This is a genomic window from Arthrobacter sp. Soil_C_60, from assembly GCF_057656375.1.
In genome coordinates, this window is the sequence record NZ_JBDGKM010000002.1 from 402282 (window position 1) to 421359 (window position 19078).

9 protein-coding genes are annotated in these 19078 nt (G+C 67.8%); all 9 read right to left on the reverse strand.

Annotated features, from left to right (window positions below; all coding sequences use genetic code 11):
- Positions 1–11: 11 nt before the first annotated feature.
- The gene (locus AC3A4M_RS05665) at positions 12–758 is read right to left on the reverse strand and encodes a hypothetical protein (RefSeq protein ID WP_498734517.1); all 747 of its coding nucleotides are present in this window, start codon (positions 756–758) and stop codon (positions 12–14) included.
- Positions 759–799: 41 nt separating this feature from the next.
- Positions 800–2488, reverse strand: coding sequence for a polysaccharide deacetylase family protein (locus AC3A4M_RS05670; protein ID WP_498734519.1), 1689 nt, complete (start codon positions 2486–2488; stop codon positions 800–802).
- 99 nt (positions 2489–2587) lie between these two features.
- Entirely contained in the window at positions 2588–3700 is a 1113-nt protein-coding gene (locus tag AC3A4M_RS05675; protein ID WP_498734520.1) for a dTDP-glucose 4,6-dehydratase, read from the reverse strand.
- 63 nt (positions 3701–3763) lie between these two features.
- Positions 3764–5137, reverse strand: a complete 1374-nt coding sequence (locus tag AC3A4M_RS05680) for a nucleotide sugar dehydrogenase (RefSeq protein ID WP_498734522.1) — start codon at positions 5135–5137, stop codon at positions 3764–3766.
- A gap of 350 nt (positions 5138–5487) precedes the next feature.
- The gene (locus AC3A4M_RS05685; RefSeq protein WP_498734524.1) at positions 5488–8391 is read right to left on the reverse strand and encodes a LuxR C-terminal-related transcriptional regulator; all 2904 of its coding nucleotides are present in this window, start codon (positions 8389–8391) and stop codon (positions 5488–5490) included.
- Positions 8392–8579: 188 nt separating this feature from the next.
- Positions 8580–10745: a LuxR C-terminal-related transcriptional regulator gene (locus AC3A4M_RS05690; RefSeq protein ID WP_498734526.1), complete on the reverse strand. Its 2166-nt coding sequence runs from the start codon at positions 10743–10745 to the stop codon at positions 8580–8582.
- A gap of 328 nt (positions 10746–11073) precedes the next feature.
- Complete coding sequence (locus tag AC3A4M_RS05695; RefSeq protein ID WP_498734528.1) at positions 11074–13902, reverse strand: LuxR C-terminal-related transcriptional regulator; 2829 nt, start codon at positions 13900–13902, stop codon at positions 11074–11076.
- 2 nt (positions 13903–13904) lie between these two features.
- Entirely contained in the window at positions 13905–16607 is a 2703-nt protein-coding gene (locus AC3A4M_RS05700) for an AAA family ATPase (protein ID WP_498734530.1), read from the reverse strand.
- Between the two features lie 856 nt (positions 16608–17463).
- Positions 17464–18981 carry a SulP family inorganic anion transporter gene (locus AC3A4M_RS05705; RefSeq protein WP_498734532.1) on the reverse strand — a complete coding sequence of 506 codons (1518 nt, stop codon included), beginning with the start codon at positions 18979–18981 and terminating at the stop codon, positions 17464–17466.
- Positions 18982–19078: the final 97 nt, after the last annotated feature.

The following is a 19078-nucleotide window of genomic DNA, read 5'->3' on the forward strand; positions in this document are numbered from 1 at the left end:
GTCGGTAGGTGCTAGCTGCTTCTTTGTCCCTGCTGGACCTGGAGCGTCGTGGTCCGTTTGAGCCACGGGCCGTTGGGAACGTCCTCTTCGTCGACGAACTGCCAGTCCACCTTGTCCTGCGCGCCGTTGAGCGAGCTGAATCCCAGGCAGCCGTTCAGCGCGGGTGAGACGTCCATGCCTGCGCCGTTGAACTCCGTGTTCGCGGGCCTATGGTCACCTTTGCCGAAAACGTACGTGGCGTCGTCGTATTTCCCGGGTCCGGCATCCTCGATCTGGCCGTAACAGGTGCGGTCGCCCTTCTTGATCCGGACCCAGCGGTTCTTCATGTAGCTGAAGGACTTGTCCGTTTCCTTGCCTGCGTAACCCGGTTCCTGAGCCCACGGGATCACGCTCCCGCGCATGGCGAAGGCGAGCGGATTGTTGACGTCGTCGAAGGGCAGATCGAGGTAGAAGGGGTTCTGCTTCGGCACCATCTGCGTGGGGAAGTAGCCGTTGGCCTGGGCACGCGGTTCGGTGGTGCAGACATTATCGACGACGACGCCGTCGCAGCCTCCGTAGCTCTCCAGCCAGAAACTGTCGTAGGCGGACTGGAGTTGGCTGCCATCGGGCGCATTGGGGTCGAAGACTTCGCCGACCCAGAAAGTAGTCGCGATAATGTCCGTGTGCCACGGGTACTTCTGGTTGTTCGGCTCAAGGTCGCGACCGGCGCCGGAGGAACCGGCTGGAACGCATGATGTCAGGAGCGTTCCGGCTGCCATGAGTCCTGAGATGATTGCCACCGCGGTCGTGGCCCGCTGCTTCACGGTGCCGGCTCCGGCGAGGACTGGACCGGCGGTTGGGCCGATGGTTCGGCCCGCGGTTGTTGGGCCGCTGGTTCCGCCGGCGGTTGTTGGGCCGGTTGTTGGGCCGCCGGTGAGTGGGCCGGTGGCGCTCCGTTGGCGTCGTAGAGGGCGTAGTTGTCGGTGACGAGGGTGCCGTCGCCGATGAGGCCGATGCCGAAGGTCAGGGCAGTGGCGTGACCCGGAAGCGGTGGCGTGGTCCATTCGGCGTGGACGAAGTCTTCGGCCGGATCAAGGTACGGGCTGGCGGTCCAGTAATGCCAGGCCCCTTGCCCGTCCCGGTAGTAGACGCTGAACTGTGCGTTGGTTTCCGTTTTGTAGTCGGCACGCAGGGAGTACCGGTGGCCGGGCTCGACAGCCGGGGCGCACTCGCCAAGGTCCTGCCGGGTGATCAGCTTGGCGTCCCCGTCGACATAGTCCGAGACTACGAGTTCCGCGGCGTTGGAGCCGTCCGGTCCGCGGCTCCGGCTGAATTCGGCTTCGTTGTCGCCGTAGCCGCCTTCCATCCAGCAGAACGGCGCTGTATCCCGCTGCCACTGGTTCAGGTTGCCGTTGACCAGGGCGTTCTCCCCTGCGGCAGGCGGCTCGGGTGCGGGTACTTCGGCTGGTTCCCGGTTGGGCCCGCCGATGACTTGCTGGACGGTCCGGACCACGGTGCTGCTTCCTGCGGAGGCGACGCTGACGGAATCCGGGGCCTGTGCGCCGGGGCCGTTCCCGGCGTCGTTAGTGGTTGACTGGTCACCGGGGACGCTTCGCTGGGCCAGCCAGTCGACGAACTCGGTGAAAAGATCTTCTTCCACGTCGATGTTGGTGCACTCGAAGGGGCACATGCCGTGGAACGTCAGGATGATCCAGCCGCCGGTGTCCTCGGCGCGGGTGACCTTGTCCTGCAGGTCCTGCAGGGTCCAGTCGGCTTCGACCTGTTCCGGGGCCTTCAGCAGGTAGGGGTCGGCCGGACGAAGCGACTCGGTTTCCGGACAGTCCTCGCAGCCTTCGCCGGCGGTGTCCCCGAGGCCGCGGGCGCTGTTGTAGCCGCACTCGCTCACCAGGGATTCGAGTTCCGGCGTGCTGGAGGCGAAAGGAAAGGCGAAGTTGGTGACATCGAAGCCCCAGCCATCGAGGTTGGCCCGGTCCTGGCAGATTTGCCGTGCCGCTTCCTGGAAACCAAGGTCCTGGATGTCCGGATGGGACAGGGTGTGGCCGCCTATTTCATGGTCGGCCAGGGCAATTTCCTTCGCCTGTTTCAAAGTCAGGTAGCGGGGCGATCCCAGGTTGCCGGAATTGAGGTAGAAGGTCCCCTGCAGGCCGGCGTCCGATAGAATCTCCGCGGCGCGTGCCTGGCCGCGGAAGCCGTCGTCGAACGTCAGGGATACCACCGTTTGTCCTGGTGTGGCTTCCATCGGATCGGCCGGCGCGTAGTCCGGCACGTCGATGGCCGCGGCGGGGTCCTGCCGGGGCGGGGAAACCTGTACCTCGGCCGGCTCTGCGTTGGCGGCGGGGCCGGACGTGTTCAGCCACTGGTCGCCGAAGACCAGGAAGGCTGCCGGGAGCGCCAGCAGCACCAGTGCCGCCAGCCACTGCAGCGAGCGTTTTGAACCGCGGGTGTCTGCGGCCGGGACCGCAGGCACAGAGCGGCGTTTGAGACCCATGATGTAAGTCCTTCCCTCCAGCGGTCCCACGGCTCTGCCCTTCGGGCTGTGGAACCGTCGCCGGAGCCGCCGCAGTGTAGCGGCGGCCCGGCTGCGGGCCTAACGGGCAGCGAGTGCGGCCGGTTTGGTGACGGCGGCAGTGGTTGCGCCTGCGGTGGTTTCGGCGTCGATGGATCCGCCGGGGGCGGTGGTTATGCCAGCGGCGGTTTCGGCGTCGGACGTTGTTGCCGCTGCCCAAGTGGGGGCCCTCATGACGGTCTGCCAGGACATGGCCACGTTGGAGATGATCTCCGCAATGGTGGTTTTCGGGTTGAAGCCCACCAGCTCGCGGGCCTTCGAATTATCCGGAACCCGCCGGCGCATGTCCTCGTAGCCCGGCGAGTAGGCCTTGTCGTACGGGACCAGCCTGATGTCGCTAGCGCTCTCCAACTGGTCGATGATCCGTTCGGCCAGGGCGAGGATGGAGACTTCGTACGTGCCGCCAAGATTGAAAGCCTGGCCATACGCCGAGGGATGCTCGGCGATCCTGACCAGGGCTGGCACGACGTCCGCCACGTAGGAGAAGCAACGGGACTGCGTGCCGTCGCCGAAGACGGTCAAGGGCTCGCCGCGCTGGGCCTGCCCCACCAGGTTCGGCACCACCATGCCGTAACGGCCGGTCTGCCGCGGTCCTACCGTATTGAACAGCCGCACGATGGCCACGCGCAGGCCGAACTCCTTCCAGTAGGCGTGTGCGAAGGCTTCGTCGATACCCTTGGCTGCCGCGTAGGTCCAGCGGGACTTCAGCGGTGAGCCGAGGATGCGGTCGGAGTCCTCGGGCAGCGAGTCCGACGCGTTCTTGCCGTATACCTCGCTGGTGGACGCCAGCAACAGGATGGCACCGGCGTCAAGCGTTGCATCCATCACTGTCTCGGTGCCGTGGATGTTGGTGCGCAGGCTGCGCAGCGGTTCTTCGACGATGAGCTTGACGCCCACCGCTGCGGCAAGGTGGAACACCCGGTCTGCGCCGGCGACCACGCTGTCAACCGCCGCCCGGTCGAGAATGGAGCCTTCCACGAACCGGAAGCGCGGGTGGCGCTTCACGTTGGCCAGGTTCTCCAGCGAACCGGTGGACAGATCATCCAGCACGGCCACCTCGTCCCCCGAAGCGAGCAGATATTCGGTCAGGTGGCTGCCGATGAACCCGGCGCCCCCGGTGATTGCTGTTTTCATTTCCGATCCCCAATGTGCAGTGAACTGTGCAGTGAACTTGTTTCAGCGGTGCAAGAGCTGGTGCTAGAGCCGGACGGTGTTCGCCGTCAGCGGCAGCCGGTAAGTGGTATCCAGGACGGTCGGCACGTCGGCCAGCCAGCCGAGGTCGAAGTTGCTGTGCGCGGTGTGCATGATGACCACATGGGCGCCGAACTTCTTTGGGTCGGCAACCGAGCGCAGTTCCAGTCCCTCGTGGTTGAGCTCGCCGATCAGTGGATCCACGTAGCCCACAATGGCTCCCTCCGCCGCGAGGCCGGCCAGGATTTCCAGCGCGGGCGATTCGCGCAGGTCCTCCACATCCGGCTTATAGGCCACGCCGGCTACCAGAATGCGCGCCCCGGCCAGCCCGTGGTCCGTGTCCGAAAGGATCTTCCGGGTTCGGTCCACCACCCGGTGCGGGCGGGCGGCGATGCCGTGCATGGCCTGCTCGATCACCGGGGCGTTCAACCGGTTCCGGCGCAGCTGCCACAGCAGGTAGTGCGGATCGCACGGGATGCAGTGCCCGCCCACGCCCGGCCCCGGGGTGAAGCGCATGAAACCGAACGGCTTGGTGTCCGCGGCGTCGATAACGTCCATCACCTGGATGCCCAGCACGGTGCAGATGTCCGCGAACTCATTGGCCAGTGCGATGTTGACCGCCCGGAACGTGTTCTCCACCAGCTTGGTCATCTCCGCCGCCTCCGCCGTCGGCACCACGTGCACATTCGGCACGTATTTAGCCAACAGCGCGGCGGCGCGTTCCCCGCAGGCCGTCGTGACGCCGCCGACCACCCGCGGCACTTCCTCCTGGCTGAAGGTATCGACACCGGGATTGATGCGCTCCGGGCTGAACGCCACATGGACATCGGTGCCCGGCAGCAGCCCGCGGGCGGCCAGCGGATCGGCGAGCATGTCCTTGGTGCTGCCCACGTAGGTGGTGGAGGTCAGCATCAGCAGCTGGCCCGGCACGGCGCTGGTCACCACGGTGGCGCACGCCCGGCGGAGGATGCCCAGGTCCGGCACCAGGTAGCTGTCCACGGGGGTCGGCACCGCAATAACGACGGCGGCAGCCCGCTTCAGCTGGACCGGATCGGAGGTCAGTTCGTAGCCGGAATCACCCAAGGCCCGCGAGAGCCGTTCACGATCCCCGGGCAGCAGGTCGGCGCGCTGCTGCCGGACGGTTTGCAACCGGAGCTCGCTGACGTCGAGGCCGAGCACGCGGTAACCAGCTTCGTGGAACGCCAGCGAAGTAGGCAGGCCCACATAACCCAGGCCGACAATGGCGACGTCGAACTCGAAATCGGTCTTCCTGACGGGCGTGATGTACATGTCCGGCATGGCGTTGAAAGTCCTGCCGGCAACGCGCGGTGCCGCGCTCAGCGAATCCGGCGGACGGAGCCTCGGGTCTTGCAGAGTCATGATCTGATCCCCTGTCTGATCTGTGAATGGACTGGCACGAATGATTGAGCGGACGCTGCCCCAAACAGCTTCCCGGTGATGCTCCCCGCCTTGTTCCCCTGTTGTTCCCCAGTGCGTTGTTCCCGGCGACCTGGCGCTTGCGCAAGCGACGGGGCCGGCAGCGACGGGGCAAAAGTCTCGGTCTCAGAAGACTTCGTTCACCGCCGGTCCCGCCAGGTCCGGACCGCGGCAGCTGCGGGGGCTTTCCCGCCGCGGTCCGGATCAGGAGCGGGTTGGCCGTGGCGTCGCCTGCCCCATTTCCTCAGCCTAGGAAGCTGCGGCGTCCACGGCACGAGTGGTCCCTACGCGTTCTACCCGCCGCCTACTTGCATCGCGGGCACGGCATCACGTGGGGCGAGCGCGGCAGGCTCCACTTGTTGCGGGCCACTAAGTACGACGGCGGCAAGCTCACCTCGGGTGCGTACGTGCAGTTTGTCGTAGATCCGGTAGATGTGGCCTTCCACGGTACGCACGGAAACGCCCAGCCGTGCCGCGATGTCCCGGCTGCGCATGCCCTGCGCCACGAGCGTGGCGACGTCCCGCTCCCGGTAGGTCAGCTCCCGGGTGGCAAACGAGTCGCCCAGCTGGGAGGTCACAACGCCGGGCAGTTGCAGGCGCAGCTGCTGGACCAGCCGCGCGGCCTCCCGCTTCCTGGCCCGCTGCCCGTCGCGTTTGCCGTCACGTTGCCCCTCGCTCGCCAGGAACCTGGCGCCGTAGGCTGCAGCTTCCGCGCCAAGCAGCGGGTAGCCGGCATCGGCTGCATCCCGGGCGAGAATGAGGATCCGGTCCACGTCCTTAGCCAGCAGCGCCTGGGCGAAGGCATGCCGCAGCCCGTTTTCCCTGCCCGCCGGTGCGGCGGTGAGGTCCCGCAGCCGGGGCAGCCCGTCCAGTTCGCCGAGCCGCAGCAACAGGATGTGGACTTCGGTTTCCTCGGTCACCCGGCCGAGTTGGGCCAGGCGTGCCGCCAGACCGGTCAGCTCCTGCACGGCAGCGGTCATGCCGTGCGTGGCGGCGCTGGCCGCGGCGATCCGGGCTTGGGCCGTGAGGGGCATGGTCTCGTGGATGCTGCCCCGTTGGTGGGCCAGATGCTCGTTGAAGGCGCGGGTGCACGATGCCACGATGTCGCGCTCGTTGAGCATGGCAGCGGTATCCGCGGCGAGGCCCAGCGCGTAGCCGAACAGTTGGTGCGGGTCATGCATCTGCAGCGCGTCCACGGCCAGCAGCAGCCGGTCCAGGCTGGCCCGCACGCGCCCTTGCCTGAGCTCCAGCCAGCCGTGCAGGAACTCGGTGGTTCCGCCGAAGACCACCAGGGATTCAGGCCTGTCGGTCTCGTAGCGTTCCAGGTGCCCGGCGGCGTCGGTGGAGTGGCCGGCCTGGATCAGGCAGCGGATGAGGCGGAGCGCCAGGCCTTCCTGCAGAACGTTCCCGGTGTCCGGTTCGTGTTCCATCTGGCGAAGCACGGCGGTGGCGATGTCGGCGCTGGTCTGCCGGTCGCCGCTAACCAGTGCCGCCTCGGCGAGGAGTGTCTTGGCCACCAGGCCCTCGTCCGATATCGGGCGATCCGGGCAATTCCCGTGCTGCTGCGGATCGGCTTCGGGTTCGGATTCGGTCTCGGCTGCCAGCCGCCACAGGCCCGGGATGCTTTCGGCGAACCGGCCTTCCAGCTGCATGGCGTGGTGGTGCAGCAGCCGGTCGAACCGGCGGTCCTCCGGCTTCAGGATCCGGCGCGTCAGCGCAATGTCCCAGTTCCGGAGCAGCTGGCTCAACTGCTCCGCCCCGGCACCTGTCCGCACCACTACTTCCTGGCCCAGCAGGACCGCGTCGCGGAGCACGGTTGGGTCAGTGGAAGTGGCGAGGACCTTGGACAGCCGGGCCAGCGCGCGGCCGGCATACCCTTGGCGCAGGTAGTTCCGGACGATCTCTACTTCCGCCGCGGGCGTCAGCTTCGGCGACTCGATCACCGTCGCGGACCGCAGCGCCAGCGCGAGGTCGTGCCCCCGGTTGGCCAGCTGTGCGGTGGCCAGCAGTGTCTTCTCGCTCAGCGGCAACTGGGCGTCGAGGGCCCATCTGGCCGGCTCCACGCCGTCGGGCGTTAGCTCCGGTTCATCGGCGAGGATCTGCGTGAACCGGTCATACAGTTCGCGACGGGTGCCGGCGGGCGCGATGCCGCGCACCGCCGCTGCGGGGTAGGCCGCTCCCAGCCGGACCAAGGGACCGAAATGGGCCAAGGCTTCCGCCCTGGCTGCCCGGTCCTGGTCTGGGCGCGCATTCCGACCCCGGTCTGGGTCCGTATCCCGGCTCTGGTCCGAGTGCGGGTCCTTCCCATGGTCCGTCTCTTCGAAGTCGAACTCGAGAAGGCACCCGGCCTGGAGCCGCTCGAAGTGGCCTCCTCCGGCGAGCCGCGACAGCAGCCGCAGGCGCAGCGGACCGGCGAGGGCCACGGCGTAGACCGCGTCCTGCTCTGCCGGGGCCAGCCGCTGCAGGTCCTCCCGCAGCATGTCCTGCAGGAGCTCGCTGGTTTCCGGGAAGCGGCCGGTGGGCAGCCAATTGCCGTTGTGTTCGACCAGCCGGCTCAGCCGGCGGCTTTCCGCGAGCAAAGCCAGCAGGTTCCGCGGATGGCCGCCGGAGTTACGTGCGAGCAGCCGTGTGGCGGCCGGGAGCACCGGGCCGCCGAGGACGTGCCGGACGACGTCGTGAACTTCCGGCACCGTGAGCGGGGCCAGTTCGCAATGTTCCAGCTGGCCATCCTGCCGCAGGTCCGCCAGTCCCGGATCAAGCAGGTTTCCCGGCCGGGCGGCCAGCAGCGCCTGAACGGCTCCGCTTCCGATCAGCTGGGCCAGTATGCCGGCGCTGTCGGGATCGAGTTCGTGGGCATCGTCCACCAGCAGCACGGGCGGTACGGCGTGGCCGGAGAGGAACCGCAACGTTGTCCGCAGGACCTCCACCGGCGGCGTGTCCGGTGCAGGCGGAACCTCGCCGCCGAGCAGCGGGCCCAGCACCGCGAACGGTACGTCGAGCAACGATGCCGCGCTGCCCGCCAGGCGGATAAAGCGGAAGTCCGCCTTCAACGCCTGGGCGATGTGTCCGAGAAAAGCAGTCTTCCCGATCCCCGGTGCCCCGACGATCAGTGCACCGCGGACTGCCGCCTTGTTCAGGATTGCCGTGACGGCGGTCGTGGACCGCTCGCGTCCTGGCAACGCTGGAAGTGCTGCCAACGCTGGAAGGCGGGGCACCGCCGTCGTACTTATTGATTGTGATTTCCCAATGTGTGATTTTCCGAAGCGCAATTCCCCCAAAGCTGTTTCCCCGTTGTGTTCTGCCTCTTCCAAGGCCCCCGCGCGTGCGGAGATGATCGAGTGACTCATGATGAACCGTGTTTCTGCTGTGGTACCGCCCAGCTGACTTAGGCAAACTCCCCGGCCGGGACAGCCGGCGGGTCAACCTGCAATTTCCGGTAAATTTGCTGCAGGTGGCCTTCCACGGTGCGGATGGACACGTGCAACCGTCGCGCGATGACCGCGTTGCCGGCGCCTGTTGCTGCCAGCGAAGCGATCTCGCGCTCACGCCCACTGAAGGCATCGTGAGTGGCGCCGCCGCCGGGCGCGAAGTCCGGCAGCCGGCGTTCGGCAAGAACGAAACTGAGCGCGGAGCGCATCAGCGAGGTGTCGTGCTGCCGCGCCGCGAAGGTCAATCCGGCACGGGCGGCCTCCTGGGCGAAGACCCGGTTCCCCTGGGTCACGGCCTGGTCCGCCGCGGCGAAAAGCCGGCCGGCGTCCTCGCGCGCGAGGCCTTCACCGAAGAGCCCGCACCGCCGGGCAAAGTCCCCCTGCACGTGGCCCGCGATGCTCGCCAGCCGGGCGGCCGACCCGGTGGCGCCCAGGCGCACCGCTCCGCTGACGAACAGCAACTCGTCCACGAGCGCGCTGCGGGTGTTGGCCTGGTCGGCGTCTTGCAGCAGCAGGGCGATGACCTCGTCCCGGTTGTGTGGCACGCTTCGGGTGGTTGTGCTCGGTCCGCCACGGGTGGCGGCGGTAGCCGAGGCCATGGCGCCGAGGTAGCGGATCCAGACCTGCTGCTGCCAGCTCAGCCCGGTAGTGCCGGCACGAAGTACGACGGCGGGAAGCCGGCTGAGGTGCGCGTGTGCACCTTGCGTATCGCCGGCGAGGGCGGACGCGTAGGCAGCCGCCGCCGCGGCAAGCGCATCCAGCCCGTTCTCGGAGGGGACGGCCTGGAGTTGCGCCAGCACCGGGCGCAGCTTGGCGATCGCCTGGTCGGCCAGGCCTGCATCCGCGCTGGCTATCGACTCGGCGATGTCGATCCACAGCCAGGTTCCGGCGTGGCTGATCGACGAGGTGGCGGCGAGGGAGTCCTGCCGGCGAGTGGTGGCGGCGAGGGAGTCCTGCCGGCGAGTGGTGGCGGCGAGGGAGTCCTGCCGGCGCGGGCTGGCGGCGGCGAACAACCGGCCGAAGCCGTCCCACATCCGCTGGTGCGCCAGCGACCGCAGCCCGCGGGCGGTCCCGCTTGTCCGGTGGGCAGCCCTGGCACTGGGATCGGCAAACCCAGGAGCAATCCTGCCCGGCTGGCTCGGCCCGCCCATGTGGTCGGGACCGAGCAGTTCGGCGGCGAGTTCCAGGGCCTCGGTTTCGTGGCCGGTGGCGGCCTTAGCCTCGCAGAGGACGGCGCCGGCGCGCAGCCGCAGGGCGGGGTCCCCGGATTGCAGGAGATCCGCCACGCCCGCCGGAACCTCAAGGTAGCGGCCGTCGAACACCGCTTGCTCTGCAGCGGCGAGCACCGCCGGAGCCGGGCTCGTGGCAAAGGGCGCGGCCGGCCCCGGGTCTGCTTGCAGTGCGTCTGCCATCGGCCGCGCCTCGGTGAGGATCCATCCGTCATCGCACTGGACCAGCCGGCCGGATTCAACCCATTCGCGGGTGAGCACGCGCAGCAGCCGCGGGTTGCCGCCGCTGGCTTCATGCAGCGCCTGCACAGCCAGGAGGGTCAGTCCCGGGCCAAGTGCCGCGCTCAGCCATTCGGCGGTTTCTTCCACGTCGAAGTCCGCCAGGTCTGTCCGCACTAGGCGGCCGTCCTTCCACAGGCGCAGCAGCCCGGCAGGTGTGCGACGCGCATCGTTGGCACACACCAGAAGGCGGGCGTCGCCGTCGTCGGCCATTGCGGCAATGATCGTGGCAGCAAGCGGATCGATCGCGTGCGCGTTGTCCACAAACAGCAGCACGGGCTTGCCGCCCGATCGCCGGTGCAGGAAACTGGCCACACTGCGCACAACCGCCAGCGGATGTCGCAATTGCGCTTCGGGAACCTCGGCGAGCAGCACGTTCAGCGCGCCGTAGGCAAGACGTTCGACGGCGTTGCTGCCGCGGAGGTACTCGATGTGGGCCTTGCCGTGCAGTCGGTGGAGGACGTCGCGGGCCAAGGAAGTCTTGCCGGTACCGGGGCCGCCGATCAGCAGCACGCCGCGGCCGGGCAGGGACGGAGCGAAGGCGGCGGCCAGATACCTGGCCAGGGAATCGGCGAGCTCGCTGCGGCTGCCTACCGGGTTTGGAACCGGCGGCATGGAAGGCGGCAGGTGCATGTGTCGGTGCGAAGTCTGCTCATCCGGTGCGAGCGGTAGGTCAGACCACGCCGATGTAGGGCTGAACATGATGAGACCAATCGGCTGAAGCTACGTGCTATCGAGCCTAAATTTTTGCCGCTGCGGTGTCTTGCGTAGCCGGTACGGGTTCTTCGCGCGGAGGCAGCCGGACTGTACTCAGGGAACTTGGAGAAAGCTTGTCGACGGCGCGCTGACTACTCAGGTAGGTACGTGCAGGTACCGGCAGGCTGCCGCCGGGAGGCGCCGGCGGCTGGAAAGTCCGGGCGGCTACTCGGTTTTGCAGGCCGCGTCAGTCCAGGTGCTCGGCAGTCAGGTCCTCGCGGTTGCTGATCTGCAGCTTGGCGAACATGCGGTAGATGTGGCCCTCCACGGTGCGCACGGACAGGCTCAGCCGCGCGGCGATGTCCGAGTTGGCCAGCCCATCCACCACCAGACGTCCGATTTCCCGCTCGCGCCTGGTCAGCCTGGCCTGCACCGTGACGGTGCCGGCCTGGCCTCCGTTTGCCCCAGCCATCGCCCAGCCGGCCCCGGCAGTGGACAGGCCGAAAGCGGACGGGCCGGCCCCGGACGATCCGCGGGCCGCGAGACCGCCCGCCGGCAGTCCGCCGGCTGGCACTCCGCCCGCCCCGCCCGGCTGCGTCCCGCCGGCGGTATCCAGCACCAGGGACAGTTTCTGCAGCTGCCGTTTGACCTGCTGCAGAAAGTCCTGCCGGCCGGCGGCTCCACCGGTGTGTTCGGGCAGCAGGTCCCGCTGCTGGAGGCTCTGCAGCGTCAGCCGCAGGGCATGCCCCGCCGAGGGGTCGCGGCTGATCCGCAGCACGGCGTCCATGTCTTCGTCGCGCAGGGCCCGGGCGAACGCGGTCAGTTGCGCGGCGGGCGTCCCCTCGGTCAGATCCGCGACTTTGACCAGTTCGTCCAGTTCCGTCAGGTCGCCCAGGCGCAGGCTCAGCTGCCGCAGGTCCAGCTCCGTGCTGGCCAGGCCGCTCCTCCTGGCGTCGCCGCTGAGCGCACGCAGCTTCCCGAGTCCGCCGTCGTCGTTCTGAATGAGGTAGCCGGCGGCGGCCACGTAACCCCGGCTCAGCAGCTGCAGCTGCGGCACCGATTGGTAAGGCACGTCGGCGTATGCGGCGAGGTATTCGCCGGTTAGCGCGGTCAGTCCGGCCATGGCGGAGGCGTAGGCGCCGGACGCGAGGGCGATGGGCAGCAGGTGTTCGAGATCGGACTGGCGCAGTCCCTCGACGGCGGCGGTGAGCATCTGCAGCCCGCTGGCCGTGCGCCCCTGCAGGATCTCGCGCATGGCGTAGGCGTAGCTGACGGCGCCGCCGAAGTAGAACAGCCCGCGGTGCCCGGTGCCGGCGTACCGCTCCAGTTCGAGCCGCACCTCATCCCATTCGGCGAGCCGCACGCACGCCATGATGTGCGTGGTCAGGACGTATTCGTAGTACCCCAGCAGCTCGTCTTCGTTCCGACGCAGCAGCGCCAGCGCCTCGCGGGTCAGCGCCGCGCCACTGACGAGTCGGCCGGTGGCGGCATACACATCGCCCAGCAGAGTCTTGATGACCAGCTCGGTCTCGGGGAAGCCGTCCGAGGCCGCCTGCAGCTCGCGCAGTTCGGCTTCGGCTTCGGCCAGCCGGCCTTCGGAGAGCTTGGCGTGCACACGCATCAGGCGGTAGCCCTGCTCCGCAATAACGACGGCGCGGCTCGCCTGCAGCTTCGGATTCGCACCTTGAATCCGCTCCACCGCCCGCGCCCATTGGTCGGCCAGGTCATACAGTCCGGCCGGCCCACCGTGCAGGTGCAGATGCAGCTGGCCGGCCAGCAGTGCCGCCTGTTTGGCCGTGCCCAGAGCGTCGGTCCCGGCCAGCACGCCGGCCAGCATTTCCCCGGCGCGTTCATAATCGCCGGAGTGGAAATGGGCGCGGGCCAGGGCCACCTGCGCCGCGGGGCGGTACGCCGGATCCCTGACCGCGCCAGCGGCGCGCAGGGCGAAGCGCGAGTGGAACAGGCCGTTGGCCACCTGGGCCGCCTGCAGCAGCTGCTGGTCCGGCACCGGCACGCCGCACTCCAGCGACCAGTCCACCGAGCGCAGCAGCGTCTCCATCCGGAACGGCCGGGAGGCCTGCTGGCCTAGGTAGGCGGCCAGGCTGCGCCGGATCCGCAGGCTGCGCCCGGCGGGGACCATGGCCCGCAGCACCTGCGCGTAGATCGGGTGCGCCACGCGGACCAGCTGTTCGGCGTCGTCGCCGATGGTGATCAGCCGGGCTTCGACGAGCGCGTCGACCTGGTCCCCCGCGCCGGTCTGCAGCAGGACCTGCAGCGGCACCGGGTCCGCCAAGGCCACCGTCTCCAGCAGTTCGCGTTCGGCCTCGGTGCAGCGTCTGAAGTGGCCCTTGATCAGATCGGTCAGGCGCAGGTCCGGCGGCAGCGGCTCCCCGCCCAGCAGCCAGACACCGTTGCGTTCCACCAGCGTGCCCTCCCGGCGGACCTGGGCCAGCAGCGCCAGCAGGAACATCGGGTTGCCGCCGGCGGACTGGACCAGGGCTTCGCTGATGCTGGGCAGGATTTCGCCCTGCAGCACCTGGCGGCAGAGCTCGTGGGCCTGCGCCCGGTCCAGCGGCTGCAGGTTGTGCCGCAGGATCAGCCCGTCCGTGGCGAGCGATTGGATTTCCGGCGGCGGCGCCTGGGTGGTCCGGCTCATCGCCAGCAGCCTGACCGCTCCGGACGCCACCAGCTGCGCCGCCAGCAGGGAGCTGGACTCGTCGAGTTCGTGGACGTCGTCGATGACCATCAGCACGGGCGCCTTGCCCGGAGACAACCGGTGGATGTACGCGAGCACGGACCGCATGGCCGGCAGCACGGAGTCCTTCCGCTCCACCTGCAGGGAGGACAGGTACGGGGCCAGCGCGCCGAACGGAATGCGCGCAAGGCTTGGGCTCGCGTAGACGCGCAGCGGGGTCATCTCGCTGCCCAGTTCCGCGATGACGGCGCGGGCGAGCGCGCTTTTGCCCAGTCCCTGATCCGCCACCAGCAGGGCTCCCCCGGTGGTCCGGATAGCGTGCAGGACCGTGCCAACGTCCCGGTCCCGCCCCACCAACCCGATGCTCCCGAATCCCTCCATGGTCAGACGAGAAGTTCGGCAAGCTCGGTGCGGCTGGAGACATGCAGCTTGCTGTAGATCTTGCCCAGGTGCCAGTCCACCGTGCGCGGCGAGAGGTTCATTTGCTCGCCGAGCTCCACGCTGCTGCGGCCGCGTGCGGCGGCCACGGTCAGTTCCTGTTCGAACCTGCTCAGCGTTTCGAAGCTGCGGTGCAGATCGTGGTGCCGGCGCAGCCTGCGGTAGCTCGTATTGGCCAGCTCCCGCGCCTGCCGGGCCGTCAGCGGATCCGATGCCGCGGCCTGGGCGGCGGAGGCAGCCTCGTAGGCGAGCAATTCGTTACCGTCCCCACGGGCGAGCTGCGCAGCCTGGAGCCAGGCGCCGCCGTCGTTGTTGAGCATTCCCGCGGCGAAAAGCCTGCCGGTCCTCGCCAGCTGACCCGCCGTCTCCGGAATCCGCTCCAGGATTACGACGGCGGCTTCGCGGTCCCCCAGCCTCGCGGCCGCGGTCAGGAAGAGCGCGCTGTGGGCGACCAGGCCCCGGCCGGCGGCCTCCTGCGCAAGCCGTTTCAGCTCGGCGAGCGCAGTTCCCCGGGCACCCAGCAGGACCTGCGCGGTGAGGCGGAAATAGGCTGCGACTACGCCGATGTTCCAGGGCGGCTGTTCCCCGATGGCAGCCATCTCGTCGAGGTAGTGCCGGGCGCGGGCGGTGTCGCCCTGCAGCGCGCTGCAGTATGCTGCGGCCGCCAGAGCTGCGGGCTTCGCGCCCGCCGGATCGCGCCGCCGGAGTTTGGCCAGAGCCGGCAGCAGATGGTCCAGCGCCTCGTCGGGCAGGCCGCCGGACGCGTGCAGCAGACCGGCTGCCAGCTCCCCGCCGGTCCCGGTACCGGAGCTGCGGGCCAGGCTGACGAAACCGGTGCCGCGCCGGGGCGACAGCAGGTCCGCGGCGCGGTGCCAGAGTCCGCAGTTGAAGTAGATTTCGAAAACCCGCACCAGCACGGTGTCCCGCAGGGCCGGCGAGAGATCAGGGTTCGCGGTACCGGTTTCCAGCCAGGCGACGACGGCGAGCGCGTCCTCGCTCCGACCGGTGAGGGACCAGCCTTCGGCCAGCAGGCAGCCGGCGTAGAGCCGCATGCCCAGCGGCAGGGTTTCGTCGCCGTAAATGTCTTCGAGTTCGCGGGGCAGCTGTGCGTGCCGGCCCTCGAAGGTGGCGTACTCGGATTCGATCAACACCGCCTCCCAACGCAGGGGCGGGCCGCCGTCGTTGTTGGTGGTTCCGCCTTGTTCGGCCTGGCCATCCCTGCCAATGGCGGCCTTGAGCTGCTCGATTACGGCGCGGGCCTCGGCGGCCCGGCCCGGGAGACGGCGGAGCACGCGGTGCCGCTCGACGCACAGCAGGGTCCAGAGCCGCAGGTTTCCGCGTGCCGCCTCAAGAACCGATTCCAGCGCCTCGGCCGCCGCGTCGAGTTCGCCCAGGCTGCGCAGGGCGTTGGCTTCCTGGAGCACCATTTCGGGCCGCTTCCGGTGGTCCGGCACGCTGCGGACAAAGCGGAGGGCACCGGCATGGTCATAGAGCCGGTTGGCCAACTGCGCCGCCCGCAGCGCGGCCTCGGGCGGGAGTTCGACGCCGCAGTCGATGCTCCAGGAGGCAAAGCCCATCAGCGTGCCGCCCGGAATCGCGTTGAAGTCAATGGTGGCGGCGACGGCCTCCCGCAGTTCCCGGCTGCGCGCCGGCGGCACGGATTCGCGCACGGTCTCGGCGCTGAGCTGGTTTTGCAGCCGGACGATCGGCGGCGACGTGGCAAGCACGCGCATCACACCGTGCTCTTCCAGGACGTCCAGGTCCTCGGGTGCGGCCAGCCGCTGCAACGCCGCGAGCGGCAGTTCCACCGCGAAGGCCAGCAGCTCGATGATGCGGCGCTGCTCGGGGCCGTAGCGGTTCAGGCGGGCACGGATGACCTCCGCGATCTCGCCCGAGCGGACCAGCGGCGCCACCAGGTCCCAGCTGCCGTCCTGCTCGACGAGGGTGCCGGCGTGGCGCTGCTCCGACGCGAGCATGCGCAGGAATCCCGGGCTGCCGGAGGTATGGCTGTGAAGATTTGCGACGGCGGTGCGGGCCACCCGCCCGCCGAGCAGTGCCTCGAGGTAGCCGGCGCTCTCCTCCAGCGTGAAGGGCGCAAGATCAATCCGCCGGACGTGGCCATCGGCCCAGAGCCGGATGAACTCCTCGGCTGCCCCGGTCAGTTCGCGCGCGAGGATCAGCACCTTCGCCTGGCCGGAGACCGCCATTTGGGTCACGGCCATAACGGACATCGGATCCAGTTCATGGGCGTTCTCGACCAGCAGGACCGGCGTCCGGCCGTCTGCCTGTTCGGTCAGCAGCCGGGACAACCCCTGCATCGCCAGCACCGGATGGTCCAGCACGTGTTCGGGCAGTTCGCTGAGGAGATAACCCAGGGCCGCGTAGGGGACGTTGGCGGAAAAGGCACTGCCGCGTACCGGGACAATATGGTGGTTGCCGTCGAAGGTCTTGAGCGCTTCCAGCGCCAGTGCGGTCTTGCCCACGCCGGGCTCCCCCACGAGCATCGCCCCCACCTGCAGGTTGTCCTGCAGTGCGGAACGAACTTCCTCGATCTCTCGCTGCCGGCCCACAAAAACGTTGGCTGGCGCCGGGAGTCCCGCCGCTGATACCGGGTTGACGCCGTCGCGCGTCAGTCCGATCGGCGACACCGTTCCTACGGCGCGCCCGGCTGGCTCCGGAAGATGGTCGGTCTGGTCCGATGCCCGCGCAGTCCTGGCACCCGGGTGCACTGCAGCCGCCCCCAAGACACGGCCGCGCACAGATCTTTTAACTGGTTCACGCCTCACACCTGCCACACATTCCCCAACGTCGGCGTTCCTGCATTGAGAATCAGCATACTGACGGCAGGCAGAAGTAACCAGTGTTTTGGAAAAACCTGTAACGCGGTAATAACGCCCGGCTGCTTAACAGCGGACGGATCCTGAACTGGCTGCGCGGTTGGGGCCAGACCCAAGGCGGTCTAATAACCGTGAACAATGCGCAATTCAAAAGTGCTTTTTCCTGCGGATATGAAGTTCAAGGGTTGCTAACAAGTTCCGCCCTGTCGGTTAAAGCTATCAATTTCCGTAACAAAAGCCCATACTTTCAACGCCGGAGACTAAGGTACCTTTCGAGATTAGCCGGGCGAAACTGCAGGCGGGAGCACAACTGGCCGGAAGTTTCCCGTTTAACAAAGTCCGGTGCCGCACCGAGGATGCGGCACCGGACGGTGCGAGGAACTAATTCCGCTGAAGCAAGCGGATTCCTCTTTTCGGGACGGGTAGTCATCGGACCCGGCCACGTCTGGAATGTGCGGGCACATATTAGCCACCGGCGCACATTAGCTGGACCCCAAAAAATACCGACGGAACGTTGTACGTAGGCAACTTTCCGGTATGAAAAGAATACTCCTGCCCGACACCAAGGGCCAATAACTATTGGATAAACGCGCCGTTCCGAAATACAACGGTCTGGTCACCGGCAGACGGCTTCGAGAAGCCCGAGATTCTCCGCACTGCCAGCGGGTCAGCCGTTGAGTTTGCCCGCCAGGCGCTCGCGCATCAGCACGGATGCTTCGTTCAGCCCGATGATCTCCAAGGTTTTTCCAAGGCTGCGGTACTTCTCCGCGATGGAATCCAGTGCGGCGATGGTGGAGGCATCCCACAGATGCGAGGCGTGCATGTCGATGATGATGTGCTGCGGATCGGTCGCGTAGTTGAACTGCGTGTAGAGGTCGTTGGACGAAGCGAAGAACAGTTCGCCGTCCACGCGGTAGGTAGCTGTCTCCTCCCCGTTGACCTCCAGAACGGTGCGCTCCACGGTCACGAAGTGCGCCACCCCGCGGGCGAAAAGGACCATGGCGACCAGCACGCCGGCTCCGACGCCGATGGCGAGGTTGTGCGTCCACACGGTCACGACGACGGTGCTCACCATTACCCCCGTCTCCGACTTGGGCATGTGCTTGAGGGTGGACGGCTTGATGGAGTGCCAGTCGAAGGTCGCGATGGACACGTAGATCATCACGGCCACGAGCGCGGCCATCGGGATCAGCGCCACCACGTCACCAAGCACGACCACGAGCAGCAACAGCAGCACGCCGGCCAGGAAGGTGGAGATTCTGGTGCGGGCGCCGGACGCCTTCACGTTCATCATGGTCTGGCCGACCACCGCGCAGCCGCCCATCCCGCCGAAGAAACCGGTGACGATGTTGGCCACGCCCTGGCCCCAGGACTCGCGCGTCTTGCTGGAGCGGGTGTCGGTAATGTCGTCCACCAGCTTGGCGGTTAGCAGGGATTCGAGCAGCCCGACGAAAGCCATCGCCAGCGCATACGGTGCGATGGTCCGGAAGGTGTCCAGCGTGAGCGGGACATCGGGGATGAACAGGCCAGGCAGGCTGTCCGGCAACTGCCCCTTGTCCCCCACGGTGGGCACCTGGATGGCGGCCAGCACGGTCACCAGCGTTAAGGCGACGATCGCGACCAAAGGCGCGGGCACCGCCGTCGTTAGCTTGGGTAGGCCGAAGACAATCAAAAGGCCGACGGCGGTGATGGGGTAGACGAGCCACGGCACGCCCAGCAGCTCCGGCACTTGTGAACCGAACACGAGGATCGCGAGCGCGTTCACGAAGCCGATCATGACCGAACGGGGGATGAACCGCATCAGCCTGGCCACGCCCAGCACGCCGAGCAGCACTTGGAAGATGCCGCCGAGGATCACCGTGGCAATCAAGTATTGAACGCCGTGGCTGGCCATCACCGGCGCAATGACCAGCGCCACCGCGCCTGTCGCGGCCGAGATCATCGCCGGCCGGCCGCCGACGAACGAGATGGTCACCGCCATGATGAATGACGCGAACAGGCCCATGCGCGGATCCACGCCCACGATCACCGAGAACGCGATGGCCTCGGGAATCAGCGCCAGCGCGACCACCAGGCCGGCGAGCACCTCGGTCTTGAGCAGCCGCGGGGACTTCAGCGTGCGCAGTACGGACTGCCGCTCATCGGGAGTCAGTGCTGGCTTGGTGGCAGGGGCCGGGGCGGGCATGGCTGTTCCTTATACGTGGTGATGTGGGCGTGGAGAGGGATGGATGCGGAAAAGGCATCAGGTGTACAACTCTAATCGCCCTGCATGCGCCCCTTCG

What these genes read in the sequence shown, in the direction of transcription:
- AC3A4M_RS05665 (WP_498734517.1), bottom strand. Translation starts at nt 758, where the DNA reads ATGGCAGCCGGAACGCTCCTGACATCATGCGTTCCAGCCGGTTCCTCC.
- AC3A4M_RS05670 (WP_498734519.1), bottom strand. Translation starts at nt 2,488, where the DNA reads ATGGGTCTCAAACGCCGCTCTGTGCCTGCGGTCCCGGCCGCAGACACC.
- AC3A4M_RS05675 (WP_498734520.1), bottom strand. Translation starts at nt 3,700, where the DNA reads ATGAAAACAGCAATCACCGGGGGCGCCGGGTTCATCGGCAGCCACCTG.
- AC3A4M_RS05680 (WP_498734522.1), bottom strand. Translation starts at nt 5,137, where the DNA reads ATGACTCTGCAAGACCCGAGGCTCCGTCCGCCGGATTCGCTGAGCGCG.
- AC3A4M_RS05690 (WP_498734526.1), bottom strand. Translation starts at nt 10,745, where the DNA reads ATGCCGCCGGTTCCAAACCCGGTAGGCAGCCGCAGCGAGCTCGCCGAT.
- AC3A4M_RS05695 (WP_498734528.1), bottom strand. Translation starts at nt 13,902, where the DNA reads ATGGAGGGATTCGGGAGCATCGGGTTGGTGGGGCGGGACCGGGACGTT.
- AC3A4M_RS05705 (WP_498734532.1), bottom strand. Translation starts at nt 18,981, where the DNA reads ATGCCCGCCCCGGCCCCTGCCACCAAGCCAGCACTGACTCCCGATGAG.